The following is a 26,565-nucleotide window of genomic DNA, read 5'->3' on the forward strand; positions in this document are numbered from 1 at the left end:
AGGCATCGGTGGAAGTCTTTCATTTGGCCCGCTTCGCGCGGGCTTTCTTTTTTGCGCGGTGCTTTGCGCAGTCGATCAGTCCGGTCACGAAAACAAAAAAGGCGAACTCGTTGATGAGTTCGCCTTTGTTTTGGTGCCGCGCCTTACCGTTACATTACTTCAACGCTGCGCGTGCGGCCTTGACCGCGGCCAGCACCTGCTCCGGCGCCGTGCCGCCCGGATGGTTGCGGCTGGCCACCGAACCTTCGAGCGTCAGATACGAAAACACGTCTTGGCCGATCAGGTGCGCGACGTTCGGCAGTTCCTGGCGCATTTCTTCCAGCGTCAGGTCGGCCAGATCGCAGCCGCGATCGGCGCACACGCGAACCGCCAGCGCCACGGCTTCGTGCGCGTCGCGGAACGGCAGGCCGCGCTTGACGAGGTAATCGGCGAGATCGGTGGCCGTGGAGAAGCCTTGCAACGCGGCGTCGCGCATGGCTTGCGGCTTCACCGAGATGCCCGCGACCATTTCAGCGAAGATGCGCAGCGTGTCCGCAACCGTATCGACGGTGTCGAACAGCGGTTCCTTATCTTCCTGGTTGTCCTTGTTGTAGGCGAGCGGCTGGCCTTTCATCAACGTGAGCAGCGCGATCAGATGACCGTTCACGCGGCCCGTCTTGCCACGCGCGAGTTCGGGCACGTCCGGGTTCTTCTTCTGCGGCATGATCGACGAGCCGGTGCAGAAACGGTCGGCCAGATCGATGAAGCCGACGCGCGGACTCATCCACAAAACCAGTTCTTCCGAGAAGCGCGACACGTGCGTCATCACCAGCGCCGACGCTGCCGTGAATTCGATCGCGAAGTCACGATCGGACACCGCATCCAGCGAGTTTGCGCAGATGCCGTCGAAGCCCAAGGTCTTCGCCACCGCATGACGGTCGATCGGATAGCTGGTGCCGGCGAGCGCCGCCGCACCCAACGGCAGGCGATTCACACGCTTGCGGCAATCGATCATGCGTTCGGCGTCGCGCGAAAACATTTCGACGTAGGCCAGCAGGTGATGGCCGAAGGTGACCGGCTGCGCCACCTGCAAGTGCGTGAAGCCGGGCATGATGGTCGAGGCGTTCTTCTCCGCCATGTCGAGCAGGGCCGTGCGCAGTTCCGTCAGCAGCCCGCCGATGCGGTCGATCTCGCCACGCAGCCACAGGCGGATGTCGGTCGCGACCTGATCGTTGCGCGAGCGGCCCGTGTGCAGGCGCTTGCCGGCATCGCCGATCAGCGCGGTCAGGCGTGCTTCGATGTTCAGGTGGACGTCTTCCAGATCGAGTTGCCACTCGAACTCGCCTCGCTCGATTTCACCCTTGATCTGCGCCATGCCGCGTTGGATCGCGGCGAGGTCGTCGGCGGCGATGATCTTCTGCGCGGCCAGCATCGAGGCGTGCGCGAGCGACCCTTCGATATCGACGAGCGCCAGACGCTTGTCGAAGAAAACCGACGACGTGTAGCGTTTGACGAGCTCCGACATCGGCTCCGAGAAGCGAGCCGACCAGGCTTCGCCTTTTTTGTGCAGTTGGGACGTCATGGTGTTGGGCTTTGAACGAGGTGAGGACGCTGACGGCGTTCGCGTACAGGGCGGGCGCCATCGGGATGAGCGAAAGACCGGGATTTTAACACCGGCGGACCGCGCCAAAGACGCCGCCCGCCCAGGCGCTGCTCAGGCAATAGCGCCGCTATTCCCGCACCAGCACCACCAGCTTCAGATCCTCGCGATGCGCGGGCTTGAAGGTGATCTGGTCGTAGACGATACGGCCGTCGCGCGGATGGTTGAATTCGCGCCGGCCGCCTTCCCGGCCGCCGACGTCTTGCGACGCCCAGAAACGCGCAAACGCGTCGCTGGCGGCGGTGAGCGAGTCGATCAGCCCACGGGTGGGCGCGTCGTTCAGATGGCGAATCGAGTCGGCGCGGAATTCGGCGGCGAGGCGTCGCGCGCGCGTTTCCCAGTCGGCGATCAGTTCGCGGGCGGCCGGTTCGGTGAAGGTGTAGCGCAGCAGATTGCGGTCGTGGGTGCCGTCCAGCCAGCCGACGAACAGGTCGGCGGCGCGCGCGTTCCACGCCAGCGCGTTCCACTGGCGGTCGAGCACGTAAGCCGGGGCGTTCACGAGCTGCACGGTTTCGAGCAGGGTGGCGGGGGCATCGGCGGCGGCCGGATCGGGCTCGGCTGGGTCGCGCTGCGCGGCCAGTTCGAACAGATACGCCCGCTCGGCGCGCGACAGTTGCAATGCCACGGCGATTCGCGCCAGCGCCTCGGCGGAAGCGGAGACCGGGCGGCCCTGTTCGATCCACGTGTACCAGGTCGGACTGACGCCGCATAGTTGCGCGACTTCCTCGCGCCGCAGGCCGGGGGTGCGGCGGCGCGGGCCGGGCGGCAGGCCGAGCGCTTGCGGCGTGAGCCGTTCACGGTGGGCGCGGATGAAATCGCCGAGTGCGCGGGCAGGCGTGGCGTCGAGTGGCGGCGGCTGGTCGGCGGAGGGCGGCGTGGTCATTCTTGTCGGGCTGCGCTTGGAGGAAGCGGGGTGGTGTCGGGGTTGTGCTGGGATTGTGCCGGGGTAGTGTTATTGATACCAGAATAATTGCTTAACTTGTACTGGTACACGACCGGTTCTATTGTAACGGTAACGGTTGGAACGACCCAGCGCCGTTCAGACCCATCCGGCCCACGCCCAACCAACCCCCACATAGACAACGGGAGTCTTCCATGAAGCATCACGATCAGGTCGCCGACGCCTTCGGCTCGACCGCCGCCGCGTATTTGACGAGTCAGACGCATGCCACCGGCGCCGACCTGCAGACGCTGGCCGAATCGATCGCGGCGACGCCGGGCGCCCGGGTGCTCGACATGGGCTGCGGCGCGGGTCACGCGAGTTTCGCGGTGGCGCCGCATGCAAAGGAAGTGGTCGCGTACGACATCGCGCCGCAAATGCTGGCGACGGTCGACGGCGCGGCGAAGGAGCGCGGCCTTGCCAACATTCGCACGCAGCAGGGCGCCGCGGAAACGCTGCCGTTCGACGACCATTCGTTCGACTGGATCATCAGCCGGATGAGCGCGCACCACTGGCACGACGTGCCGCTCGCGCTGGCCGAAGTGCGCCGCGTGTTGAAGCCAGGCGGCAAGGTGCTGTTCATCGACATCGCCGGCGCCGATCATCCGCTGCTCGACACGCATATTCAGGCGGTCGAAGTATTGCGCGATGGCTCGCACATCCGCGACTACCGCGCCGACGAATGGATTGCGTTTTTCGAAGCGGCCGGTTTCAAGGCATCGATTCGTGAGCGTTGGCGCATCGCGATCGAGTTCAGTTCGTGGGTGGCGCGCATGCGCACGCCGGAGCCGCGCGTGGTGGCGATTCGCTCGTTGTGGAGCAATTCGCCCGACGAGGTGCGCCAGTATTTCGAGGTGCAGGAAGATGGTTCGTTCAAGCTCGACGCGCTGATGGTCGAGGCGCAGTAGGCGGCAGGCAACGAGGTGCAGCGAGCCACGCTAAAAGAAAACGGCGGAATGCCGAAACCGACATTCCGCCGTAGTGCAGCGAGTCAATTCAAGCCAACGCAGCGAGGTGCAACACGCCGCACCTTCGCCACGCGGCAACCGGCAACCGTTAGCCGGTATTGCGCAAGCCCGCCGCGATCCCGTTGATGGTCAGGTGAATCCCGCGCCGCACGCGCGCGTTGGTGTCCCCCGCACGGTGACGTTTGAGCAACTCGACCTGCAAGTGATTGAGCGGGTCGAGATACGGGAAGCGGTTCTTGATCGAACGCGCGAGCAGCGGATTCTCCGCGAGCCGTTCGCTCTTGCCGGTGATCTCCGACAGCACCTTCGAGGTCCGCTCCCATTCCGCGACGATCCGCTCGAACACGTGCTTGCGCAGCTTCTTGTCCGTCACGAGCTGCGCGTAGCGCGAGGCCACCGCGAGGTCGGTCTTTGCCAGCACCATGTCCATATTGGAGAGCAGGTTCGAGAAGAACGGCCAGGTCTTGTGCATCTTCTTGAGCAGCGCAAGGCGGCGGGCGCGCTCGGCGTCGCTCGGCGCACTGTCCAGATGCGCGGCCACCGCGCTGCCGAAACCGTACCAGCCGGTCAGCAACAAACGGCATTGGCCCCATGAGAAGCCCCACGGAATCGCGCGCAGGTCTTCGATCTTGCGTTGCTTCGGGTCCTGCAGTTTGCGCGAAGCCGGACGGCTGCCGATGTTCAACTCGGCGATCTCCGAGATCGGCGTCGACTCGAAGAAATACTCCTTGAAGCCCGGCGTTTCGTAGACCAGCGCGCGATACGACGCCATCGCCGCGTCGGACAACTGCTGCATGGTCTCTTCGAAGGCCGGCAGTTGTGCGGGCGCAATCCCGTGCGGCAACAACGAAGCTTCAAGCGTCGCGGCCACGACCGTTTCCAGATTGCGCCGGCCGATTTCCGGATTGCCGAACTTGCTGGCGATCACTTCGCCCTGTTCGGTCAAACGGATCTGGCCGTCGACGGTGCCCGGCGGCTGCGACAGAATCGCCTGATACGTCGGGCCACCGCCACGGCCAACCGTGCCGCCCCGGCCGTGGAACAGGCGCAGCGTCACGCCGCGTTGATTGAACAGCGACACCAGCGCCAGCTCGGCGCGATACAGCTCCCAGTTCGACGTCAGGAAGCCGCCGTCCTTGTTGCTGTCCGAATAGCCGAGCATCACTTCCTGTTCGTTGCCCTGGTGTTCGATCAAGGCATCCATGCCCGGCAGCGCGATCAGATCGCGCATGATGTGCGGCGCGTTGCGCAAGTCGGGGATCGTCTCGAACAGCGGAATCACCATCAAGCCTGCTCTCGCCGGATCGTTCGCGTCGCCCAAACGTCCTTGCAGCAGGCCGGTTTCCTTTTGCAGCAACATGACTTCGACCAGATCGCTGACGGTCTCCGTGTGCGAAATGATGTAGTTGCGCACTGCGCGCAGGCCGAACTTTTCACGCGTGACGCGCGCTTCCTCGAGCACGCCGAGTTCGCTCTTCACGAGATCGGAGTACTCGGTGTAGGGCAGACGCAGCGGGCGCGGCTGCGAAAGCTCGGCGAGCAGCACCTTGAGCTTGTCTTCTTCGGCGAGCGACGCGTAGTCGTTTTCGACGCCCGCGCGCTTCAGCAACTCGGCGACCACGGCTTCATGGATGTCCGAGCTTTGGCGCAAGTCGATGCTCGCCAGATGGAAGCCGAATACTTCGGCGGCACGCGCGAGCGGCGACAGGCGCGGTGCGGCGAGCGGCGCGCCATGATGCGCGGCCAGCGAATCGATCAGCACGTGCAGGTCGCGCACGAAATCGGCGGAATCGTCATACGGTATTGCACGTATCGGCGCCGCGCCGCGGCCGGCGCTGCGCACCGGCACGCTGCCTTCGCCCAGGCGCACTCGGGCGCTAGCCGCGAGCCGTGTGTACATGCCGATCAATGCGCGGCGGTACGGTTCGTCGGTGCGGTGCGGCGACTGATCGGGCGAAGCGGCGGCGAGTGCTTTGAGCTCATCGCTCGCGCCGGCCAGCAGGTTCGACACCGACAACTCGGCGCCGAGCTTGTGCACCTGCTCCATGTAGTGCTCGAAGATCACCGCGGCCTGGCGGGTAATCGCGTTCTCGAGCGTTTCGGCCGTGACGTTCGGATTGCCGTCGCGGTCGCCGCCGATCCAGCTGCCCATCTGGAAGAACGGCGGCAGGCGGGCGTCGATACCGTGTTCGGTGAGCGCTTCTTCGATATCGGCGTAGAGCGCCGGGATTTCTTCGAGGAAGGTGGCGCGATAGTACGACAGCGCGTTCTCGATTTCGTCGGCCACGGAGAGGCGCGAATCACGCAGCATGCGCGTTTGCCACAGCGACGTGACGCGGGCGCGCAGCATCGCTTCGTTATGCGCGCGCTCGCGGTCGGTCAACGGCTGATCGCGTTCGGCCAAGAGCCGCGCGACGTCGTGCTGTGCGTCGAGAATGCTCTTGCGCTGCACTTCGGTGGGGTGCGCGGTCAGGACCGGCACGATCAGCGCTTCGTTGAAGAACTGCTGCAGAACCGGCGTCGCGGCGGCGCCCGCGGCGACCAGCCGTTCGAGCGTATGCGCCATGGTGCCCGGTTGCGAGGTCGAGCCGGCCAGCGCGTGAATCCGGTGACGGCGATTGCGGTGGCGGTCTTCGGCGATATTCGCAAGGTGCGAAAAGTAGCTGAACGCGCGCACCACGCTGACCGTTTGCTCCGGGCTCAGCGAGCGCAGTTTCTTGTCGAGCGTCTGGGCGGCGGCGTTGTCGTCTTCACGGCGAAAACGCACGGCGGTCTGACGGATCGTTTCCACGACGTCGAACACCGCGTCGCCTTCCTGTTCACGCAGCACGTCGCCGAGCAGGCGTCCCAGATAGCGGATGTCCTGAAACAGCGGATGATCCTTGTCTTCGCGCGTGCGGGCGCTGCTTTTCGGCGCGGGCGCGGGCACGGCCGCGTCCTGCGAAACGGCTTGCAGCTTGGGCGCTTTCGCGGCTTGCGCTACCTTTTCTGTCTTGACGTCCTTCACCGCTTTATTGGCCTTCGCGGAGGTTTTGGCGGACCTGGCGGTTTTGGCGACGTTGGCAGGCTGGCTTGTCTTGCCGGCTTTGCCGGCGCGTTTGGCCGGGGTGGACTGGGCAGCCGTGGCGGCGGAGACGGAAGCGGAAGCAGAAGCGGCGGCGTCGGCCGCTTGAGCGTTGGGCGATGCAGTGTTGCGGCGGGCAGGGCGCGCCGATCCGGAAGACGTCACGATGGGTTTCCTCAGGGAAGCCAGGGTCTGTTGAGTGATGAACTGCTACTGCGGAACTGCGTATGAGTTGCAACGTGAACTGCGCGAAACCAGTACGAAGCGGTATGCGGCCGATGGCCGCCGATGACAACACGCCGGAGAGGGAGCCGCGAGCATTTGCACAAAGCGCACGAGATGCCTGGCCTGTCTGCCGGGCACGTTGCGCCGCATTGCATCATCCCGCATGCCGCGCTCCGGTGCGCGAACGACCGTGCTTGAACAGGCAGGGATGGGGCAGGCGCGCTGCGCCGAGGCCCGTCTCCTCCATCGATACCGCGCCGGCACGGCGCTCCGCTGTGCCTTGAGACACAAGGGCGCGTGCTAACATTGATTGTTATTACACCCCGTCATTCAATCAGCAAGCTAATGAACACCGAGACGTTTTCTACGCCACCCCACACGCTTGTGATTGCGTCGCGAGAAAGCCGCCTTGCCATGTGGCAGGCGGAGCATGTGCGATGTGCGCTGCACAAATTATATCCATCTTGTGACGTAAAAATCCTCGGAATGACGACACGTGGCGATCAAATTCTGGATCGCACTTTGTCGAAGGTTGGTGGTAAGGGCCTTTTCGTCAAGGAACTGGAAGCGGCGCTGGCCGACGGCCGCGCCGATCTGGCCGTGCATTCGCTCAAAGACGTGCCGATGGAGCTGCCTGAGGGCTTTGCACTGTCCACCATCATGGAGCGCGAAGATCCGCGCGACGCGCTGGTTTCCAACCAATACGACTCGCTTGCCGCATTGCCGGCAGGGGCGGTGGTCGGCACGTCCAGCTTGCGCCGCGAGGCCATGCTGCGCATGCGTTATCCGCATCTCGTAGTGCGCCCGTTGCGCGGCAATCTCGACACCCGCCTCGCGAAACTCGATCGCGGCGACTATGCGGCGATCATTCTGGCGGCGGCCGGTTTGAAGCGTCTGGGTCTCGGCGAGCGCATCCGCGCAAATCTGGATCCGGAAGACAGCTTGCCCGCAGCCGGCCAGGGCGCGCTCGGCATCGAGATTCGCGCCGATCGCGCGGACCTCGCGGCATGGCTCGCGCCGCTGCATCACGAACATACGGCAGCGGCCGTCGAAGCGGAGCGGATGGTCTCGCGCGCCCTCGGCGGCAGCTGCGAAGTGCCGCTCGCGGCCTACGCGCAATGGCATGACGGCGCGTTGCATCTGCGCGGCATCGTCGCCACGCCCGACGGCCAGCGTGTATTGAGCGCGCAGGCATCGGCGCCGGCGCCCACCGTCGAGCGCGCGATTGCGCTTGGTGAGGAAGTGGCGAGCGCGCTTGAACAGCAAGGTGCGATGGACATCGTCCGTGCGTTGAGCACGGCTAGCGGTCCTGCGGCAGCGTCGTCAGACGGCGCGCCGGATAGCGCGGCGACCGGCGAGTGATGGCGGCCGATATCCCGGGCAACGCATCCGCACACGTCGACAAGGCGGCGTTCACGGTCGTGATAACGCGACCGGCCGGTCAGTCGAACGAGTTAGCCGCGCAACTCGCGGCGGCGGGCGTTGCCGTGCTCGACTTTCCGCTGATCGACATTGCGCCCGTTACCGACGAAGCGCCGTTGCGCGCGGCGCTGGATGCGCTCGAGCGCTATGCGTTAGTCGTCTTCGTGTCGCCCAATGCGATCGATCACGCGTTTGCCCGCCGCGATACGATCTGGCCGCACGCGTTGCCGATTGGCGTAGTCGGGCCGGGCAGTGTGCAAGCGCTGGCGCGTCACGGCGTCGCCGCGCCGGCGTACCGCGTCATCAGTCCCAACTCCTCCGCGGTGGAAGACGACACCGCGCGTTTCGATTCAGAAGGCCTGTTCGCGGCTATCGACAGCGCGCTTGGCGCAACGAGTCTCGAAGGCAAGCGCGTGCTGATCGTGCGCGGCGACGGCGGCCGCGAATGGCTGGCCGACCGTTTGCGCGAAGCGGGCGCGGAAGTCGAAACGGTGGCGGCTTATCGCCGCCTCGTGCCGGAACCGTCGATCGGCGGCTGGGCACGCGTGCACGCGCTGCTGGCCGGCGCGCCGCACGCATGGCTGCTCACCAGTTCGGAAGGGGTGCGCAATCTGCACGAACTCGCGCAGGAGCATCTGACCGCGGATGAAATCGTGCAACTGAAGCGCGCCAACCTGGTCACGCCTCACCCCCGCATCGCGCAGACCGCGCGGGCATTGGGTTTTGATAGCATTACGGTGTCCGGCGCGGGCGACGATCGCATTGCCCGCGCCTTGCTTGCTGCCGTGCCGACCGTAGTCCAACCGGTACCGACCAACCCGGCTTATTCACCGGCTAAATCACGCATGACTGAAACGAACGCATCCACGAACGCTTCACCCCAGCCGGCCGCAACCACTGCGTTGCCGCCGAATCCACCCTTCACGCCCTACGAAGCGCAAAAGCGCCGCAGCGCGAGCGGACCGCTGCTGTGGTTTGTCGTCGTGATCATCGCTTGTGCGGCGGGCGTGGGCGGCTATGCGCTCAATCGCAAGGTGGAGCGCACCGAGCAGCAACTCGCGCAACGCCAGCAGGCGAACGACGCGCAGACCAACGAGTTGCGCATCAAGACCGATCAGGCGCTGGCCACGGTTAAACAATCGGACGCGCAGGTCGCGCAACTCGAAGGCAAGCTCGCCGATGCGCAAACCGCGCAGCAGGCCTTGCAACAGCAATACACCGATCTCGCCCGCAATCGCGACGACTGGACCATGGCCGAAGTCGGCCAGATGCTGTCGGCCGCGAGCCAGCAATTGCAGCTCACCGGCAATACGCAACTCGCGCTGTTCGCGCTACAAAGCGCGGATACGCGGCTTGCCGCATCGGATAGCCCGCAGGCCGTCACGGTGCGCAAGGCCATCGCGCAAGATATCGACAAACTGAAGGCCGCGCCGTCCACGGATCTGACGGGTATGGCGATCAAGCTCGACAACGCGATCGACCAGGTCGACAGCCTGCCGCTCTCCGGCGAGGCGCCGATCGCGCACGCCACACCGAAGGCCGCCACCTGGGCCGACACGGCGAAGGTGGCCGCGGCCACCGGCGAGCCGCGCTGGAAAGTCTGGTGGCGCGAAGTCACGACCGGCATCGGCCAGCAGTTGACGAGTCTCGTCCAGGTGCGCCGTATCGACAACGCCGACGCCATGCTCGTCACGCCCGATCAAGGCTACTTCCTGCGCGAGAATCTGAAACTGCGTTTGCTGTCGGCACGGCTTGCCCTGCTCTCGCGCAACCAGACCACGCTGAAGTCCGATCTGCAGGCGGCGCAGGCCGCACTCACGCGCTACTTCGACAATACCTCGAAGAAGACCCAGACTGTGATCGACCTGGTCAAGCAGGTGGATGCGGGTTCGGCCGCGGTTGAGCTGCCGAATCTGAACACCAGCCTGCAGGCCGTCAATCAATACCGGAGCCGGGGTTAATCATGGCAATCCGGGGACTTCTATGGCTCGCGTTACTGTTCGCGATCGCGGTGGTGCTGGCGGTGGTCGGACGCTTCGATATGGGGCAGGTGCTGCTGATCTACCCGCCGTATCGCGTCGACATCTCGCTGAATCTGTTCGTGGTCGGGCTGGTGGTGCTGTTCATCCTGATCTACGCGTTGCTGCGCATCGTGCGCAATATCTGGCGCATGCCGCAGCGCGTGGCGGCCTATCGCGCACGCTCGCGTGTTGCGAAGGCGCACGCCGCATTGCGTGACGCGATCGGCAATCTGTACGCGGGGCGTTTCTCGCGCGCTGAGAAAGCCGCGAAAGATTCGCTCGCGAATGGCGACAACAAGGGCGCGGCCGGTTTGATCGCGGCCACCGCGGCGCATCGCATGCACGAGTACGCGCGGCGCGACGAATGGCTTGCGCAGATCGACGAGGCCGACTGGCAGGACGCACGCCTGATGGCGACTGCCGACATGCGTGCCGATGGCCGCGATGCGGACGGCGCGCTGAGCGCGCTCACCGAAATGCAATCGCAGGGCGCGCGGCGGATTCACGCGCAGCAGATCATGTTGCGTGCGCAACAGCAATTGAAGAACTGGGGTGAAGTGCTCAAGCTCGTCAAAACGCTGGAAAAGCGCGAAGCGATCCATCCGGCGGTAGCGGTGCGCTTGCGTCAGCTCGCGGCGGAAAACCTGCTGCGCGACCGGCGTCATAACGCCGATGCGCTGCTGGAGTTGTGGAATTCGCTGTCGGCCACGGAGCGGCACTCGCCGCGTCTTGCCGATCTCGCCGCGGAGTTGCTGGTGTCGCTGAATCGTCCGCAGGAAGCGCGCAAGATCGTCGAAGAGGCGCTGGCGCAGAACTGGGACGCGCGTCTGCTGCGTCGTTATCCGGACACGGCCGGTGGCGACGCGTTGCCGCTGATCCAGAAGGCTGAGGCGTGGCAGAAGGATCGTCCGGAAGACGCGGATCTGATGTTCGCGCTGGGCCGCTTGTGTTTGCATCAGCAGTTGTGGGGCAAGGCGCAATCGTTCCTCGAACGCGCGCTGAAACTGGCCGACAACGAGACGCTGAAGATTCGTTCGCATCGCGCGCTGGCGCGTTTGCATGAGCAGCTTGGCGATTCCGCTAAGGCAAGCGAGCATTATCGTGAGAGCGCGTTGGCGATGAATATCGTTTGATGCTTTGATTGCCGCGGCACGTGTTTGATCGTGCGGCGAGTCAGTCAGAAAAAACCCCCGGCGTCGCAAGACGGCGGGGGTTTTTCGTTGAAGCGTCAAGCGTGATTCATGAGTTAATGCTTTTGGTTCGACGGAGGTTCCTGTGTTACTTCATTCGGCGAGCCGCTTTATTTGTTGACCATCTTCGCCGGCACACTGACCGCCAGCAAACCGCCAAGAATCATGAATGCCGCCAGCATGTACATGCCGGAGTCATTCGCGGCGGTTGCCTGCTTCAGCCAGCCGACCGCGTACGGGCTCAGAAAGCCCGCCAGATTGCCGATCGAATTGATCATCGCGATACCGGCCGCCGCGCCCGTGCCGGCGAGAATCGCCGTCGGCAAACTCCAGAACAGCGGCAGGGTGGTCAGAATGCCCATGGTCGCGAGCGTGAGCGAGGCCATTGCCAGCACCGTGTTGTGCGCCCACACCACGGAGAGCACGAGGCCGATTGCCCCGGCGAAGGCAGGCAAGGCGATATGCCAGCGGCGCTCGCGCGTGCGATCCGCGCTGCGCGACACGAATACCATTGCGATCACCGCCGCCGCGAACGGAATCGCCGACAGCAGGCCGATCATGAACGCATCCGTCACGCCGGTCGCCTTGATGATAGTCGGCAGCCAGAAGCTCACACCATAGAGGCCCATCACGAACGAGAAATACGTGAGGCTCAGCATCAGCACGCGGCCGCTTGTGAGCACCTGACGGATCGGCATGTCGTGCTTGGTGGCTTCCTCGGCCGACACCTGACGCTCGAGCAAGTCCCTCTCTTCCGCGGTGAGCCACTTCGCCTTCGCGACGCGGTCGTCGAGTATCACGAACACGAGGATCCCGACGATCACGGACGGGATGCCTTCGAGCAGAAACAGCCACTGCCAGCCATGCCAGCCGTTCATGCCGTTGAAGCTCTTCAGGATGTAGCCCGACACCGGACCGCCGATCACGCCGGACAACGCGATTGCCGTCATGAACCAGGTGGTCATGCGGCCACGGCGATGCGCCGGATACCAGTATGTGAGATACAGGATGATGCCGGGGAAGAAACCCGCCTCGGCGAGACCGAGCAGGAAGCGCATCACGTAGAACATGGCCGGCGTGGTGACGAACATGGTCAGCATGGAGATCACGCCCCACGACACCATGATCCGTGCAATCCACACGCGTGCTCCGACCTTGTGCAGGATCACGTTGCTCGGAATTTCAAAGATGAAATAACCGAGGAAGAAAATCCCCGCGCCGAAGCCGTAGACTGCGTCGCTCAGACCCAGATCGGTGGTCATTTGCAGCTTGGCGAAGCCGACGTTGACGCGGTCGAGGTACGCGACCACATAGCAGAGCATCAGGAGCGGCGCGAGCCGCCAGGTGACCTTGCGGTAGGTCGCTTCTTCGAACGTGGAAGGTGGCGCACCCGCGCCGGGATGGTGGAGCGGATCTGCGGGACTAGCCATGGTGTCTCCTCTTTTCTTGTGGAAATGAAGTACCGCCGTCGATCGCGATTCTAGCCTTGCTGAATGGTTTGGTTTGCTTGGCGTTTACACGCAGCGCCCGCCATCTACTTCGAGGCACACGCCGGTGATGAACTCGGCTTCGTCCGAGGCGAGATACAGCGCCGCGTTGGCGATATCCTGCGGCGTCGAAAAGCGCCCGAGCGGAATGCCGGCGAGAAAGCGCTTGCGGTTCTCCGGCGTGTCTTCGACGCCCATGAATTCCGACAGCAGCCCCGTCTCGCCTATGACCGGGTTCACACAGTTCACCCGGATGCGGTCCGGACCCAGTTCGACGGCGAGCGATTTGCTGGCGATGATCACCGCGCCTTTGCTGCCGTTGTACCAGACGAGTCCCGGACGCGGCCTCACGCCGGCCGTCGACGCGATATTGATGAAGCTCCCGCCGCCTTGCTCGCGAAAATACGGCACGAATTCCTGCACGCTCCAGTAGAGGCTTTTGACGTTCACCGCATAGACGCGGTCGAACTCGGCCTCCGTCACGTCGAGCACGGGTTTGTTGCGGTGCGTGGTGCCAGCGTTGTTGACGACGATCTGCACGCTGCCGAAGTCTTCGAGCGCGGCCTTGCGAAGTGTCTGCCAATCCTCGCGCAGCGTGACGTTACCGGCCACCGCGATCGCCTTGCCGCCGGCCAGCGCGATTTCGCTCGCCACCCGTTCGGCCGCCGGGCCGTTCAGATCGTTGACCACCACATTTGCGCCTTCGCGCGCGTACGTTTTCGCGATGCCTTCGCCGAAACCCGAGCCGCCACCCGTGACGATGGCTGTTTTACCTGTCAAGCGCATGATGTCTCCGTTGTTTGTTGTGGATGGTGCTGCGTGCTGCCGCGCTGCAGTGCCTAGCCGTGACGAATGGCGATGGTTTTGAGCACCGTGAAGCCATACAGCGCTTCGAAACCCTTTTCGCGTCCGTGGCCTGAATGCTTCACGCCGCCGAACGGCAACTCGACGCCGCCGCCCGCACCGTAGTTGTTGATGAATACCTGACCGGAACGCAGGCGTCGCGCAAGGCGCATCTGGCGGGCGCCGTCACGCGTCCAGATCCCCGCGACGAGGCCGTACTGCGTGCCGTTGGCGAGCGAGAGCGCTTCGTCTTCGTCGCTGAACGACATGGCGGCGAGCACCGGTCCGAACACTTCATCGCGTGCCAGACGGTGGCTCGCGGGCACATCGCGCAGCAGCGTGGGCGCCTGATAGAAGCCGCTTTCGGGCGCTTCCGGAATCACTTCGCCGTGTGCGGCCATCGGGATGCCGTCGTGTTGCGCGTCGGAGAGAAAGTCCCACACGCGCTGTTGCTGCTTCGCATTGATCAACGGACCACAGTCGAGATCGGCATGCGAGGGCCCGACCCGCAGCGCGTGAAACGCGCCGCTCAGCCGATCGAGCAGCGGCTCGTAGATGGCCCGGTCGATCAGCACGCGGCTGCCCGCCGAGCAGGTTTGCCCGGCGTTCTGCACGATCGCCGAGACCAGCACGGGCAGAGCCGCATCGAGATCCGCGTCGGCGAAAACGATTTGTGGCGACTTACCGCCTAGTTCGAGCGTGACCGGCACGTGGTTCTCGGCGGCCATCTGCGTCACGAGCTTGCCGGTTTCGGGTGAGCCGGTGAAGGAGATGTGATCGATGCCGGGATGACGGGCAAGTGCCGCGCCCGCTTCATGTCCGAAGCCGGTGACGACATTCAGCGCGCCCGCCGGCAACCCTGCTTCGGCCGCCAGCTCGGCAACCCGCAGGACCGACAGGCATGCATCTTCCGCCGGTTTGACGACGCACGCGTTGCCGGTGGCGAGCGCCGCGCCGACGCTGCGGCCGAAGATCTGCATCGGGTAGTTCCACGGCACGATATGGCCGGTCACGCCGTGCGGCTCGCGGATGGTGAGCACCGTGTAGCCGGCCTGATAGGGGAGCGTTTCGCCGTGCAGCTTGTCTGCCGCGCCGGCGTAAAACTCGAAGTAGCGCGCAAGTGCCGCCGAATCGGCGCGGGCCTGTTTGAGCGGCTTGCCGGTGTCGCGGGCTTCGAGTAGAGCGAGTTCTTCCTGATGGATGGTGACCAGCATCGACAGCCGGTGCAGCACGCGGCCGCGTTCGACGGCGCTGGCCGCGCCCCATGCACCTTCGAAGGCGCGGCGGGCCGCGTGGACGGCGGCGTCGATATCCGCCGCGGTGCCGCGCGCAAGCGTGGTGAACGGCTGGCCGTCCGACGGATCGAGCACGGCGATTGTTTCGCCGCCTGATGCAGCGGACCATTCGCCGCCGATGAAATGCCGGGCTTCTTCCATGCATGCTCCTTGAGATGTCGCGCAGCCTATGCGGGGCCGTTGCCGGGAGCGGAATTCAAGCCTCGGCCCGGACGCGCGGTGTTCACAAACGAGAGGCACAATCGAGAGACGCCAGATGATTATCGCGCCGATCCCAGCCGAATGGCATCGGCCGATTGGCTATAATGGCGTATTCCGCACTGTCCGGCTGTAGCGCCGCTCGTGCCGGCGAGTTTCGCGAGAGACTCACGATTCACGCCGCCCGAGCCCGCGCGCCGCACGCCGTGTTCCGAATTCCATCTGATCAGAGAGCGCTCATGAGCTTCAATAACGTCCCCGCAGGCAAAGATCTCCCGCAAGATTTCAACGTCATCATCGAAATCCCGGCGCAAAGCGATCCGGTGAAGTACGAAGCCGACAAGGAAACGGGCCTCCTGCACGTCGACCGTTTCATCAGCACGGGCATGCGCTATCCGGCGAATTACGGCTACATCCCCCAAACGCTGTCGGGCGACGGCGATCCGGTCGATGTCCTGGTGATCACGCCGTTCCCGCTGCTGGCAGGCTCGGTGGTTCGCGCACGCGCACTCGGCATGCTGCAAATGACCGACGAATCGGGCGTCGACGCCAAGCTGGTCGCCGTTCCGCACGACAAGGTCTGCCCGATGACCGCCACGCTGAAGTCGCTCGACGACGTGCCGGCGTACCTGAAAGACCAGATCAAGCACTTCTTCGAGCAATACAAGGCGCTGGAGAAGGGCAAGTGGGTGAAGGTCGAAGGCTGGGCGGATATCGACGCCGCTCACAAGGAAATCAGCGAAGGCGTGGCTAACTACAAGAAGTAAGCTGCGTCGCACTGCTAGTTGACGAAAAAACCGCGCGAGCCTGCAAGGGCCGCGCGGTTTTTTCATGGGCGGCGTTTTCAGCGATCCCGAACCCGGCACGCTGCGTCATGCAGGCAACGCGCCCGTCTGGCCGGCGTTGCTCCAGCACATAGACACAACGCATCGACTGGATGAACCGAAGGCATTTTTATATATCAGTGTTAACCCTTATCATTCGGCGGCTACAGCAGATTTTCTGCCGCTGGCGTATTAATGCGCTGAGCTAGCGCGAACGTGCGTTTTGAGAGCCCACCGTCCGGATGCTGAATCGCAAGTCCCACCCGTCGTCACGTTGGTCGAGCCGTTTGTACGCGAGCCTGTACGCGCTCGTCACCGCGATCTACCGCAAACGGCCGATATGGATGGTGTCGTTTTCGACCAGCGAGGCCAATCTGTCGGAGGGGCTGAGAGCCGCCTGTGCGTCCACCGCGATGCTGGTGCTGGGCAATCTGCTGCACGAGCCGGCCTTCGCCTGGGCCGCGATCGGCGCTTTCTGGACCTGTCTTGCCGACGCCGCCGGCTCGAATCGCGCGCGCTTCGCTTCGATGATGGGCTTTGCGCTTCTGTCGACAGTGTGCGGCGGCGTGACCGCTTTCGCGTCCGGCGAGGGCACGGCGCTTGCCGCGCTCGCCATGCTGGTATTCACCTCGCTCGGTGCGCTAGGCAGGATCTGGGGCGCCGCGGCATCGCAGGTGACCATTCTCGCGGCAACCGCCTGCGTCGTGATGGTCGACAAGCCCATGCGCGACCTTCGGGAAGGGATGGCGTTTCTCGGCATCTATCTGGTTGGATGCCTGTTTGCCGTCGTGCTGAGCTTGACGGTCTGGCGTATTCATCCATTCGGCGCGAGCCGTGCTTCGCTGCGGGCGGTCTATGTGCGCCTCGCTGACATTGCATTCGACAGTGTGCGCCTGCTGGAGCAGCGCGCAGCGCCTCGCGAGTGGGCGACGCATGCCGCGAAATTTCGCGCGGATGCGCGGGCCGCGCTGGAGCGCTCTCGCAAGGCGCTCGCGAACGTGCCGGGTTCGCGAACGGCCGGCCGGGAAACCTACGACAATCTGCTCGGCCTGTTGACGGAGAGCGAGGCGCTCTTCGCCTATCTGATTGCAGTCACGGGCGCCTGCGAAAAAATCCCGGGGGACCCATGTCGGGCCAGGCGCGCGGCACGGCTTCTGACCGGCGTGGGCGAGGTTCTGCGCAGAGTGGGCGCCGCCGCCGGCGAAGCGCAATGGGACCGTCTCGCCGACCTGCAACGCCGATTGCGGCGCCTCGCTAGGCGGCTCGAATCCGCACTGACGGAACCTGTCGCGCTCAAATTCGATTTCGAACTGGTTGATTTCGCGCCGGCGTACGACCAGTCGCTGGCGTGGCGGGACCGTGCCGCCAGACTACTGACGCGGACCTGGTCGACCTTCAAGGCGAATCTCTCGGTTCAGTCGGTCGGCTTGCGGCATGCGGCCCGAGTGGGCGTGACGACCACGGCGGGCTTTCTGGTCATCCGGGCGCTCGGGCTTCCGTTCGGCTACTGGGCAACCATGGCGACGCTGCTGATCCTGCAGCCGTCCATTGCCGCGACCTGGCCAAGAAGTATCGAGCGTGCTGCCGGGAGCATTGTCGGGGGCGTACTGGCGGCTGCAATCGGCTATGCGATTCATTCGCCGCTCGGCATTTCACTGGCGGTGTTTCCGCTGGTGCTGGCCACCATGACGCTGCGCCCCGTCAGCTACAGCCTCTTCGTTCTGTTCCTGACGCCGACCTTCGTGCTGGTGGCCGACTTCGCGACGCCGGGCGCCAGCGAATTTGCCTACGCGCTCACGCGGCTGGGCAACAATGTGCTCGGCTGTGTGTTGGCGCTGCTGGCAACCTTCTACCTGTGGCCGACGCGCGAAAAGGTCGACTATCGCGCCTATCTGGGCGACGCGGTGCGGGCCAATCTCGCGTATCTGAGGGCGGCGCTGGAATCGCCGCAGCGAAGCGAGAAGGACATGGAGCGCTTGCGCCGCGCCGCCGGCCTCGGCAGCAATAATGCCGAGGAGGCAATTGGCCGGATTCGACTCGAAAAACTCGAGGATTCGATGGTCGATACGGTCACGCTGACGGTACTGAGCGTGTTGCGGAAAATGGCGGGCACCGCGACCCAACTGCGCTTGAGTACGAACCTGCGCAGCAGGCACGGCGAACTCGCCGTCTGGATCGACTCTACGAGTGCCGACATCGAGGCGGCCTTGAATCGAACCCTGCGGCCGATACGGCGCGAGCTTCCCGCACGCGACCGGTTGACGTCGCTCGAAGCGGATGCGGTGGGGGAAATCGCGCTGATGCACCGGCTGCTGACGGAGCGGATGCGGGAGGCGAGGGGTTAGGTCGGCTCCGCCGATTCAGATTGGGATTCAGCTTCAGCTTCGGCCGGAGGCTCGGGTTCAGGCTCGGGCAGCACCGATTCAAGCGTACGCAGCCCGCCTGCCAGCGCGCGCTTCTCGGCAGGCTGCAGCCGCTTGACCCAATACTCCGCGCGCGACGCACTCGAACGATTCGCCAACTCGAACGATGCCAGCACCCGCACCGGCTTGCGCGAACGCGTATAGCGCGCGCCTTCGCCGCTCACATGCTTGTCGAAGCGGGCCTGCACGTCGGTGGCAATGCCGGTATAGACGCTGCCGTCCGAACATTCGAGCAGATACAGAAACCACGCCATGAGTACGCTTCAGCCTTTGAACGGATTGTGTTCGCGCAGCTCGTCCACATAGGCGTGGATGCTGTTCTTTTCGTTGTCGAGGAAATGGCCGACCGCATCGGCGAAGGCCGGATGCGCGAGCCAATGTGTGGAGCGCGTCACAGTCGGCAGAAAACCGCGCGCCATTTTGTGTTCGCCCTGGGCGCCGCCTTCGAACGCACCGAGCTTTTCTTCGATGCAGAATTCAAGCGGCTGATAGTACGCCGTTTCGAAGTGCAGGCAGGGCACATGTTCGAGCGCGCCCCAGTAGCGGCCGTACAAGGTGCCGCCGGTTTTCGCGTCGCGCTGATACACCACCAGCGAGCTCGCGATCGGCTTGCCCTCGTATTCAGCGATCACCAGCAGCAGATTTTCCGGCATCGAGGCGCCGATCATCCGGAAGAAATCGAGGTTCAGATACGGACTCGAAAAGTGCTCGCGGTAGGTTTGCCGATAGCACTTGCTGAAAAATCGCCAATCCGCGTCCTGGATATCCTCGCCGCGAATCCGGCGCATGGTCACGCCGGCTTCCTGGACCTTGCGACGCTCCGCGCGAATGTTCTTGCGCTTCTTCTGTTCGAGCGTGGAGAGAAAATCGTCGAAGTCGCGATAGCCGTCGTTGAGCCAGTGGAACTGCACGCCTTCGCGTTGCATCATGCCCATCTCCGTGAGCGCGCTCGCCTCCGTTTCAGTTGGAAACAGCACGTGCAGCGAGGACACGTCGGCCTGCTCGGCGAACGCCATCAGCGTCGCGGCCAGATGCTTGAGCGCATGCGTATCCGCCGACAGCAGCCGGTTGCCTTGCACCGGTGTGAACGGCACGGCGCAGAGCAGCTTCGGGTAATACGGCAGACCGTTGCGTTTGTACGCATCGGCCCAGGCCCAATCGAAGACGTATTCGCCGTACGAGTGCCCCTTCAGATACACGGGCGCGGCGGCCACGAGCCGGTCGGTGCGCGGATCGGTGAGCGTGACGAATTGCGGCGCCCAGCCGGTATCGGCGACCGCGCAGCGGGTCGCGGAGAGCGCGCTCAAAAACTCGTGCCGCAGAAACGGCGTGGGCTGCGTCTGCTGCGCGAGAAGGGCGTTCCATTGCGCGGCATCTACCTCGGAGGGCGACGCCAGAATGCCCGTGCGATAATCAAAGCGTTCCTGGTTCAATCTGTCTGACTGTTCCCAATGAGCGACGCAGGCCTGTAGCGATGCGTCGTTCGTTTATCCGATTTGTCCGTTGCCGTCGAGCTGACCAGCCGCGGTACTCGCAAGCCCTGTGGCTTGCCTGTCGATCCTGCCATGAAGACCCGAATCGCTCTTGCTCAAATCAATGTCACTGTCGGCGACTTCGCCGGCAACGTCGCGAAGATTGTCGCTGCCGCGCGCGCCGCGCACAACGATGGTGCGAAGCTGCTGATCGCGCCTGAACTCGCGCTATCCGGCTACCCGCCCGAAGATCTGTTGCTGCGTCCCGCGTTCTACGCCGCAAGTGCCGCCGCGTTGGCCGATCTGGCCACGCAGCTCAAGCCCTTCGCCGGCTTGCATGTGATCGTCGGCCATCCGTTACGTGACTTGACGCACAATCCGTTGCAGCACAGCGTGGCGCACGGCCATGGTAATGCAAACGCGCCGATCGAGCGCGGCGTGCCGCCGGTCGATACCTTCAACGCGGCTTCGCTGATCGTGGACGGCGAGGTGGCCGGCACCTATCGCAAGCAGGATTTGCCCAATACCGAGGTGTTCGACGAGAAGCGCTACTTCGCTTCCGACCCGAAGCCGTTCGTGTTCGAGCTGGACGGCGTCAAATACGGCGTGGTGATCTGCGAGGACGCGTGGCATGCGTCGGCCGCGCAAATGGCCAAGGCAGCGGGCGCACAGGTGCTGCTGATTCCGAACGGCTCGCCGTATCACCTGAACAAGGAAGCGGTGCGTTTCGACATTCTGCGCGCGCGGATTCGCGAGACCGGTTTGCCCATGGTCTACGTGAACATGGTGGGCGCACAGGACGAACTGGTGTTCGACGGCGGCTCGTTTGTGCTCGACGAGAAGGGCGAACTGGTCGCGAAGATGGCGCAGTTCGAGGAGGGCAATGCGATTGTCGAGTTCGACGGCGGCAAACCGCTGCCTGCCGCTATCGCGCCGGAGCTTTCGCTCGAAGCGCAGGTGTACGCGGCACTCGTGATGGGCGTGCGCGACTACATCAACAAGAACGGTTTCCCCGGCGCGCTGATCGGCCTGTCGGGCGGCGTGGATTCGGCGCTGGTGCTGGCCGTCGCGTGCGACGCGCTGGGCGCCGACCGGGTGCGCGCGGTGATGATGCCGTCGCGCTACACCGCGGACATTTCGACCACCGACGCCGCCGAGATGGCGCGCCGCGTTGGTGTGCGTTACGACGAAATCGCGATCGCTCCGATGTTCGACGCGTTCCGCAACTCGCTCGCCGATGAGTTCGCGGGCCGTGCCGAAGACGCGACCGAAGAAAACATTCAGGCGCGCATTCGCGGCACCTTGCTGATGGCGTTGTCGAATAAATTCGGCTCGATCGTGCTGACCACCGGCAACAAGAGCGAGATGGCGGTGGGTTACTGCACGTTGTACGGCGACATGGCCGGTGGCTTCGCGGTGATCAAGGACATCGCCAAGACGCTGGTCTACAAGCTGTGCCATTACCGCAACCAGGCTACTGCGTTCGGCAAGCAGGACGTGATTCCCGAGCGGATTCTGACCCGTGCGCCGTCGGCGGAGCTGCGCGAAAACCAGACCGACCAGGACAGCTTGCCGCCGTACGAAGTACTCGACGCAATCATGCGCATGTACATGGAAGAGGATCGCTCGCTGGCCGAAATCATCGCGGCGGGCTACGCGGTCGACGATGTGAAACGCGTCACGCGCCTCATCAAGATCAACGAATACAAACGACGTCAGGCGCCGATCGGCATTCGCGTCACGCATCGCGCGTTTGGCCGCGACTGGCGTTATCCGATTACGTCGCGCTACACGGAACCGGTGGAGTGAGTCTCAGGCGAAAGGCTGCGGACTTACTGACTTACCCCATAGCAGACCTGAAGCGCCCGCCGGATCGCCGCAACGCATCCGGCGCGGCGTAGAATAAAAATCATCCATTTCCCTTTCACCTTTCCAATCACGAGACGAGGTCCGCCATGAAGCGCATCACTGCAGTCATTAAACCGTTCAAACTCGACGAAGTGCGCGAGGCGCTCGCTGAAGTCGGCCTGACAGGGCTGACGGTGACCGAAGTCAAGGGTTTCGGCCGGCAGAAAGGCCATACCGAGCTCTATCGTGGTGCAGAGTACGTGGTCGACTTTCTGCCGAAAGTGAAGATCGAAGTCGTGGTCGCGGACAATCAGTGCGATCAGGTGATCGACGCGATCATCGGAGCGGCGCGCACCGGCAAGATCGGCGACGGCAAGATTTTCGTCGCGGACGTGGAGCGTGTGATCCGGATTCGTACCGGTGAAGAAAACGAAGCGGCAGTGTGAGCCGTTTGTTCCGCACGGTCGAAACGGTGCTTTAAAACGGCGGTATTGGCACTCGCTTAGTGCGCACCGATCAGGTGCGGCGAAGCAGTGGTAAAACCGCGCGCGCAAATAAAAAACGGTGCGATACCCTTTCGGACATCGCACCGATACGCGCCTCTCGCAGCAGCGTGAAAAAGATTCTCTTGAAGAATTCGTTGCTACACCCCGAAGGAAATCCCTTCGGGGCACACCGTTCGATTAGAACGAGTGTTGAATACCTGCGTACACGCCGGTCTGGCTGTGACCCGGCAGCGGGTTGTCCGTGCTGGTCGCCGTACCTGCGTTGTTAGCATTCAGGCCGTAGTTAGCCGTCTTGCTGTTTTGCGTCGTAGCGATCTGGATGTCCAGCAGCGTGCGCTTCGACAGGTTGTACGAGCCGCCGATCGTGTAGATCGTCGCGTTGCCTGCGCCATTGTTGCCGTTCACGTGATAAACCGCTGCGATCAGTGCCGCAGCCGGCGTTGCTTGCCACGTCACGCCACCCCATTCGTGATCGAGCGTGGTCGGTTGACCCGGCAGCACGCCTTGAGCGCCGGCCGAACGGATCGCCTGGTAAGCAGCCTGAATCTTGAACTGGCCGAGGAACACGTTCAACAGAGCCGAGTATTCGCGCGATGCTGCGAACACGCCGCTGCCGATATTGTTCGGATTGACCGTGCTTGCGCTCGGGCCGTACAGAACGCCGTTAGCAGGATTGCGGATTTCGTCGTACAGACCGCGAACCTGGAACAGCGAGTTCGTGTAAGTGATCTGTGCGCCAGCTTCGCGACCCTGACCGGCCGGGTTGTTACCGTTCCAGTTCGTTGCGTTCGACAGCGCGTATTGACCGTAGAAGTCAAAGCCCGCGATCTTCGGCGACTGGTAAGCGAAGTTGTTGCTCGATTGCGGCCAGTTGCGGCCACGCACCAGCGAAGCCGACGACCAGTTGGACTGACCGAACGGGTCGAAGTCCCACACGCCGTTCGAGATGAAGAGCATCCGGCCCATCGTGAACGTACCGTACTGGTCGTTCGACAAACCGACAGTTGCCCAACGATTGAAGAGACCGCCGCCGCCAGGGCCTGCACCCGTCATGGTGTTGAAGGAGCCTTCCAACTGGAACAGCACCTTGTTGCCACCACCGATGTCCTCAACGCCCTTCAAGCCCCACAGGCTCGTACCCCAGTCGCCGCTTTCTGCGCGCCAACGGTTCGTGCTGCCCGTTGCCTGGCCATTTGCACCGACGCCTTGCGGAACGCCCGTCATGTATTCGAGACCAGCGTCAAGGCGGCCGTACAGCGTCACGCTGCTTTGGGCGTGCGCAACTACACCGGCTGTCATCAGCGCAGCGGCGAGCAAAGCTTTCTTCATCTTCTCCTCCATACCCTGTCAAAAAGTGAAACCCAGTACTGCGAATGGTGTTCGGACACAAGCGCGCCGAACAGAAATCGGTACCAGGGAGATTAGCGGGTGGATTGGGTCTCCTGCCGTGACGGATAGCCTCAGCGGGCTATTCTTCGCGCCATGCCGATCCCTCGCCGACCGGTTCTCCTCTGTTGCTTTGAAGTGAAACTACTTTTAATGAACTTTGTTTTGCTACTTTGGTTACTAATTTATCAAAAATACCCTGGAGTGGGAGAAGAAATTAGTACCGCCCCGGGTGGATGTCTCCAAATTGCAATACGAATGTGCACAAGGAATCGTTGCGATGTCTCCAAAAAGACGGGAAACCCTTATGCGACAAGGGAATCACGGATTGGGACGGGCAACGTTAAGGATTGCCACTATTGACGCGTCAAATGCGTCAGAGTAGAGCGAAAAGAGGGCGTTGCGGGCCAGGTTTGGCCCGTTTTGGCGGCCGGAATGGGCGGAATAGGCAGGTGAGCGAAGTAAAAAAGGCGCTCGTAAGCGCCTTGTAATGCTACTTTGACTACAGCCCGGATAGTGGGCTGTATGACCGCTTTAGTTGAGCTTTATTTGAGGCTGCCGGAGAGGAACTGCTTGAGTCGTTCGCTCTTCGTGTTCCTGAAGACTTCGTCCGGGTGGCCTTCTTCCTCGACGCGGCCTTGGTGCAGGAACATCACGTGATTCGACACGTTGCGCGCGAACGCCATTTCATGCGTGACGACGATCATCGTTCGGCCTTCTTCGGCGAGCGTCTGCATGACTTTGAGCACTTCGCCGACCAGTTCGGGGTCGAGTGCCGAGGTCGGCTCGTCGAACAGCATCACGTCCGGATGCATGGCCAGCGCGCGCGCGATTGCCACGCGTTGTTGCTGGCCGCCTGACAGATGCGACGGGTACTGCTTCTCGAGACGCGGCGCGAGGCCCACTTTCTCCAGATACTCGCGTGCCCGCTCTTCGGCCTCCTTACGCTTCAGACCCAGCACGTTGACCGGCGCCTCGATGATGTTCTCGAGCACGTTCATATGGGTCCACAGATTGAAGTGCTGGAACACCATCGACAGCTTGGTGCGTACGCGCTGCAACTGCTTCGGATCGGACACGCGCAGCGCGCCGGCTTTGCCGATCTGCGTGCGGACTTCTTCACCGTCGACAAAGATGCGCCCCGAGTTCGGCTGCTCGAGAAAGTTGATGCAGCGAAGCATCGTGCTCTTGCCCGAACCGGACGAGCCGATCACGCTGATCACGTCGCCCGCATTGGCCTTCAGCGACACGCCCTTGAGGACTTCGTTGTCGCCGTACTGTTTGTGAAGCTCATCGACGAAGAGCTTTTGCTTCCTGGTGTTCATCGGGTTCCTTGGCGGGCTTGCTTGCCTGGGGCGCAGTGCCCTTCTTCTTGATTACTTGCCTTGCGGCCGCAGGTAAGCGAGCCAGCGGTGCTCGGCGCGGCGGAACAGCCACACGAGCGCAAACGAAATGCATAGATAGAGCAGGGCGGCGATGCCGAACGCGTTGAACGACTGATAGGTCGCCGAGTTCACATCGCGCGCGATCTTGAGGATGTCCGGTACGGTCGCGGTGAACGCAACCGTGGTGGCGTGCAACATCAGGATCACTTCGTTGCTGTAGTACGGCAACGCGCGGCGCAGCGCCGACGGCAGAATCACCCGCCGGTACAGCGTGAACGACGACATGCCGTAGGCGCGCGCCGCCTCGATCTCGCCATACGGCGTTGCCTTGATCGCGCCCGCGAAAATCTCGGTGGTGTACGCGCAGGTGTTCAGCGTGAACGCGAGCAGCGTGCAATGCATGCCGTCACGGAAGAACGCGTTGGTCAGTTCGTGGTTGCGGATGATGTCGAGGCTGTACAGGCCGGTGTAGCAGAGCAGTAGCTGCACGTAGAGCGGCGTGCCGCGGAACACGTACGTATATAGCCACACCAGCGCGGCGAGCCATTTCTTCTTCGACACGCGCGCAACCGCGAGGGGAATCGACAGGCAGAAGCCGAGTCCGATCGACACCACCAGCAGCCACAGCGTGATCGCCACGCCCGTCAGGCGGTAGCCGTCGGTATAGAGGTAATTGCGCCAGTATTCCTGAATGATCTCGATCATAGATCCGCCTTTCGTACGCCAGTCGAGTAACGCTTTTCCAGGTACATCAGCACGAAGTTGGACACTGTGGTGATGACGAGATAGATCGCCCCGGCGAGCAGGGTGAAGAAGAAGAACCGCAACGTGCCTTTGCCCGCATCCTGCGAGGCTTTGACCACGTCCGCGAGACCGATGATCGACACCAGCGCCGTGGCTTTCACCATCACCTGCCAGTTGTTGCCGATGCCGGGCAGCGCGAAGCGCATCATCTGCGGGAACATGACCCGCGAGAACACCTGCCAGTTGGTCATGCCGTAGGCCGCGCCCGCTTCGAGCTGGCCGCGCGGCACCGCGAGAAAGGCGCCGCGGAAGGTTTCGGTGAAGTACGCGCCGTAGATGAAGCCCAGCACCGCGACGCCGGCCACGAACGGATCGATGTCGATCTGATCCCAGCCCAGCAGGTCGGTCAGGTTATTCAGCCAGATCTGGATGCTGTAGAACAGCAGCAACATCAGCACGAGGTCGGGCACGCCGCGCACGAGCGTGGTGTAGACGGTGCCGATGCCATAGGACACGCGGTTCTTCGACAGCTTGGCTGCCGCGCCGAGCAGGCCCAGCACGAAAGCGAACGCCAGCGACAACACCGCCAGTTTGACGGTTTGCCAGGTGCCGTTGAGAAGCAGCGGGCCGTAGCCTTGAAGGAACATAGGGGGTCCTTGACGATACGCTTGCCGACTCTGGTTCT

General features: G+C 63.3%; 21 protein-coding genes. 9 read left to right on the plus strand and 12 right to left on the minus strand.

Annotated features, from left to right (window positions below; genetic code table 11):
• Window positions 1–154: 154 nt before the first annotated feature.
• Both argH and AC57B6_RS04445 read right to left on the minus strand, forming a co-directional pair.
• Window positions 155–1,561, minus strand: a complete 1,407-nt coding sequence (argH, locus tag AC57B6_RS04440; RefSeq protein WP_496420760.1) for an argininosuccinate lyase — start codon at window positions 1,559–1,561, stop codon at window positions 155–157.
• 148 nt (window positions 1,562–1,709) lie between these two features.
• Window positions 1,710–2,522 carry a helix-turn-helix transcriptional regulator gene (locus AC57B6_RS04445; protein ID WP_178368860.1) on the minus strand — a complete coding sequence of 271 codons (813 nt, stop codon included), beginning with the start codon at window positions 2,520–2,522 and terminating at the stop codon, window positions 1,710–1,712.
• A 212-nt stretch (window positions 2,523–2,734) separates the two neighbouring features.
• On the opposite strand from AC57B6_RS04445, the gene AC57B6_RS04450 reads away from it, so the two are divergent.
• Complete coding sequence (locus tag AC57B6_RS04450; protein ID WP_454805175.1) at window positions 2,735–3,487, plus strand: class I SAM-dependent methyltransferase; 753 nt, start codon at window positions 2,735–2,737, stop codon at window positions 3,485–3,487.
• A gap of 148 nt (window positions 3,488–3,635) precedes the next feature.
• Here the strand turns inward: AC57B6_RS04450 and ppc are convergent, their stop codons facing one another.
• The gene (gene ppc / locus AC57B6_RS04455; protein WP_106352782.1) at window positions 3,636–6,776 is read right to left on the minus strand and encodes a phosphoenolpyruvate carboxylase; all 3,141 of its coding nucleotides are present in this window, start codon (window positions 6,774–6,776) and stop codon (window positions 3,636–3,638) included.
• A 405-nt stretch (window positions 6,777–7,181) separates the two neighbouring features.
• Between ppc and hemC the strand changes: the two genes are divergently transcribed.
• Genes hemC through AC57B6_RS04470 form a run of 3 tightly spaced genes read left to right on the plus strand, consistent with a single transcriptional unit; the run spans window position 7,182 to window position 11,412 of the window.
• Window positions 7,182–8,198 carry a hydroxymethylbilane synthase gene (gene hemC, locus AC57B6_RS04460; protein ID WP_028196783.1) on the plus strand — a complete coding sequence of 339 codons (1,017 nt, stop codon included), beginning with the start codon at window positions 7,182–7,184 and terminating at the stop codon, window positions 8,196–8,198.
• Window positions 8,198–10,219, plus strand: a complete 2,022-nt coding sequence (gene hemDX, locus AC57B6_RS04465) for a fused uroporphyrinogen-III synthase HemD/membrane protein HemX (RefSeq protein WP_496420761.1) — start codon at window positions 8,198–8,200, stop codon at window positions 10,217–10,219. The genes hemC and hemDX overlap by 1 nt, the downstream gene beginning before the upstream one ends.
• Before the next feature lie 2 nt (window positions 10,220–10,221).
• On the plus strand, window positions 10,222–11,412 hold the full coding sequence (locus AC57B6_RS04470) for a heme biosynthesis protein HemY (RefSeq protein ID WP_030103198.1): 1,191 nt from the start codon (window positions 10,222–10,224) through the stop codon (window positions 11,410–11,412).
• Between the two features lie 167 nt (window positions 11,413–11,579).
• Here the strand turns inward: AC57B6_RS04470 and AC57B6_RS04475 are convergent, their stop codons facing one another.
• The 3 genes from AC57B6_RS04475 to AC57B6_RS04485 all read right to left on the minus strand — a co-directional run bounded on the left by AC57B6_RS04475 (window position 11,580) and on the right by AC57B6_RS04485 (window position 15,235).
• Complete coding sequence (locus AC57B6_RS04475; protein ID WP_046566397.1) at window positions 11,580–12,899, minus strand: MFS transporter; 1,320 nt, start codon at window positions 12,897–12,899, stop codon at window positions 11,580–11,582.
• Between the two features lie 84 nt (window positions 12,900–12,983).
• Window positions 12,984–13,742: an SDR family oxidoreductase gene (locus tag AC57B6_RS04480; protein ID WP_028196787.1), complete on the minus strand. Its 759-nt coding sequence runs from the start codon at window positions 13,740–13,742 to the stop codon at window positions 12,984–12,986.
• A gap of 53 nt (window positions 13,743–13,795) precedes the next feature.
• Window positions 13,796–15,235 carry an aldehyde dehydrogenase family protein gene (locus tag AC57B6_RS04485; protein WP_106352787.1) on the minus strand — a complete coding sequence of 480 codons (1,440 nt, stop codon included), beginning with the start codon at window positions 15,233–15,235 and terminating at the stop codon, window positions 13,796–13,798.
• 296 nt (window positions 15,236–15,531) lie between these two features.
• Here AC57B6_RS04485 and ppa point away from each other — a divergent pair, with 296 nt between their 5' ends.
• The 3 genes from ppa (at window position 15,532) to AC57B6_RS04500 (ending at window position 18,461) form a co-directional block, all read left to right on the plus strand.
• Window positions 15,532–16,059: an inorganic diphosphatase gene (gene ppa / locus AC57B6_RS04490; RefSeq protein WP_028196789.1), complete on the plus strand. Its 528-nt coding sequence runs from the start codon at window positions 15,532–15,534 to the stop codon at window positions 16,057–16,059.
• 64 nt (window positions 16,060–16,123) lie between these two features.
• Complete coding sequence (locus tag AC57B6_RS04495) at window positions 16,124–16,312, plus strand: hypothetical protein (RefSeq protein ID WP_183799943.1); 189 nt, start codon at window positions 16,124–16,126, stop codon at window positions 16,310–16,312.
• A 46-nt stretch (window positions 16,313–16,358) separates the two neighbouring features.
• Window positions 16,359–18,461 (plus strand): FUSC family protein, encoded by a 2,103-nt coding sequence (locus AC57B6_RS04500; protein WP_496420762.1) that lies wholly within the window; start codon window positions 16,359–16,361, stop codon window positions 18,459–18,461.
• Here AC57B6_RS04500 and AC57B6_RS04505 read toward each other — a convergent pair.
• The gene (locus AC57B6_RS04505; protein ID WP_030103193.1) at window positions 18,458–18,793 is read right to left on the minus strand and encodes a GIY-YIG nuclease family protein; all 336 of its coding nucleotides are present in this window, start codon (window positions 18,791–18,793) and stop codon (window positions 18,458–18,460) included. The two genes, AC57B6_RS04500 and AC57B6_RS04505, sit on opposite strands and share 4 nt — an antisense overlap.
• Window positions 18,794–18,802: 9 nt before the next feature.
• A complete protein-coding gene (locus tag AC57B6_RS04510) occupies window positions 18,803–19,972 on the minus strand; it encodes a GNAT family N-acetyltransferase (protein ID WP_028196793.1) in 1,170 nt (389 codons plus the stop codon).
• A gap of 132 nt (window positions 19,973–20,104) precedes the next feature.
• On the opposite strand from AC57B6_RS04510, the gene AC57B6_RS04515 reads away from it, so the two are divergent.
• On the plus strand, window positions 20,105–21,820 hold the full coding sequence (locus AC57B6_RS04515) for an NAD+ synthase (protein WP_496420763.1): 1,716 nt from the start codon (window positions 20,105–20,107) through the stop codon (window positions 21,818–21,820).
• A gap of 146 nt (window positions 21,821–21,966) precedes the next feature.
• The gene (gene glnK / locus AC57B6_RS04520) at window positions 21,967–22,305 is read left to right on the plus strand and encodes a P-II family nitrogen regulator (protein WP_006048444.1); all 339 of its coding nucleotides are present in this window, start codon (window positions 21,967–21,969) and stop codon (window positions 22,303–22,305) included.
• Between the two features lie 237 nt (window positions 22,306–22,542).
• Here the strand turns inward: glnK and AC57B6_RS04525 are convergent, their stop codons facing one another.
• From AC57B6_RS04525 to AC57B6_RS04540, 4 genes are all read right to left on the minus strand, one after another.
• Complete coding sequence (locus AC57B6_RS04525; RefSeq protein WP_028196795.1) at window positions 22,543–23,694, minus strand: porin; 1,152 nt, start codon at window positions 23,692–23,694, stop codon at window positions 22,543–22,545.
• Between the two features lie 602 nt (window positions 23,695–24,296).
• Window positions 24,297–25,076: an ABC transporter ATP-binding protein gene (locus AC57B6_RS04530; RefSeq protein WP_028196796.1), complete on the minus strand. Its 780-nt coding sequence runs from the start codon at window positions 25,074–25,076 to the stop codon at window positions 24,297–24,299.
• Window positions 25,077–25,127: 51 nt separating this feature from the next.
• On the minus strand, window positions 25,128–25,841 hold the full coding sequence (locus AC57B6_RS04535) for an ABC transporter permease (protein ID WP_028196797.1): 714 nt from the start codon (window positions 25,839–25,841) through the stop codon (window positions 25,128–25,130).
• On the minus strand, window positions 25,838–26,527 hold the full coding sequence (locus AC57B6_RS04540) for an ABC transporter permease (RefSeq protein ID WP_028196798.1): 690 nt from the start codon (window positions 26,525–26,527) through the stop codon (window positions 25,838–25,840). Before AC57B6_RS04540 ends, AC57B6_RS04535 begins: the two co-directional genes overlap by 4 nt.
• Between the last annotated feature and the right edge of the window lie 38 nt (window positions 26,528–26,565).

It is taken from the genome of Paraburkholderia sp. BGA-UO-ETr-F12, from assembly GCF_059567945.1.

Excerpts from the sequence above, each read along its gene's own strand:
- AC57B6_RS04525 (WP_028196795.1), bottom strand. The coding sequence starts at position 23,694 with ATGAAGAAAGCTTTGCTCGCCGCTGCGCTGATGACAGCCGGTGTAGTT.
- AC57B6_RS04480 (WP_028196787.1), bottom strand. The coding sequence starts at position 13,742 with ATGCGCTTGACAGGTAAAACAGCCATCGTCACGGGTGGCGGCTCGGGT.
- hemDX (WP_496420761.1), top strand. The coding sequence starts at position 8,198 with ATGGCGGCCGATATCCCGGGCAACGCATCCGCACACGTCGACAAGGCG.
- AC57B6_RS04475 (WP_046566397.1), bottom strand. The coding sequence starts at position 12,899 with ATGGCTAGTCCCGCAGATCCGCTCCACCATCCCGGCGCGGGTGCGCCA.
- AC57B6_RS04515 (WP_496420763.1), top strand. The coding sequence starts at position 20,105 with ATGAAGACCCGAATCGCTCTTGCTCAAATCAATGTCACTGTCGGCGAC.
- ppa (WP_028196789.1), top strand. The coding sequence starts at position 15,532 with ATGAGCTTCAATAACGTCCCCGCAGGCAAAGATCTCCCGCAAGATTTC.
- hemC (WP_028196783.1), top strand. The coding sequence starts at position 7,182 with ATGAACACCGAGACGTTTTCTACGCCACCCCACACGCTTGTGATTGCG.
- AC57B6_RS04530 (WP_028196796.1), bottom strand. The coding sequence starts at position 25,076 with ATGAACACCAGGAAGCAAAAGCTCTTCGTCGATGAGCTTCACAAACAG.
- AC57B6_RS04505 (WP_030103193.1), bottom strand. The coding sequence starts at position 18,793 with ATGGCGTGGTTTCTGTATCTGCTCGAATGTTCGGACGGCAGCGTCTAT.
- AC57B6_RS04540 (WP_028196798.1), bottom strand. The coding sequence starts at position 26,527 with ATGTTCCTTCAAGGCTACGGCCCGCTGCTTCTCAACGGCACCTGGCAA.
- AC57B6_RS04470 (WP_030103198.1), top strand. The coding sequence starts at position 10,222 with ATGGCAATCCGGGGACTTCTATGGCTCGCGTTACTGTTCGCGATCGCG.
- AC57B6_RS04485 (WP_106352787.1), bottom strand. The coding sequence starts at position 15,235 with ATGGAAGAAGCCCGGCATTTCATCGGCGGCGAATGGTCCGCTGCATCA.
- AC57B6_RS04450 (WP_454805175.1), top strand. The coding sequence starts at position 2,735 with ATGAAGCATCACGATCAGGTCGCCGACGCCTTCGGCTCGACCGCCGCC.
- AC57B6_RS04535 (WP_028196797.1), bottom strand. The coding sequence starts at position 25,841 with ATGATCGAGATCATTCAGGAATACTGGCGCAATTACCTCTATACCGAC.
- glnK (WP_006048444.1), top strand. The coding sequence starts at position 21,967 with ATGAAGCGCATCACTGCAGTCATTAAACCGTTCAAACTCGACGAAGTG.
- AC57B6_RS04500 (WP_496420762.1), top strand. The coding sequence starts at position 16,359 with ATGCTGAATCGCAAGTCCCACCCGTCGTCACGTTGGTCGAGCCGTTTG.
- AC57B6_RS04445 (WP_178368860.1), bottom strand. The coding sequence starts at position 2,522 with ATGACCACGCCGCCCTCCGCCGACCAGCCGCCGCCACTCGACGCCACG.
- AC57B6_RS04495 (WP_183799943.1), top strand. The coding sequence starts at position 16,124 with ATGGGCGGCGTTTTCAGCGATCCCGAACCCGGCACGCTGCGTCATGCA.
- argH (WP_496420760.1), bottom strand. The coding sequence starts at position 1,561 with ATGACGTCCCAACTGCACAAAAAAGGCGAAGCCTGGTCGGCTCGCTTC.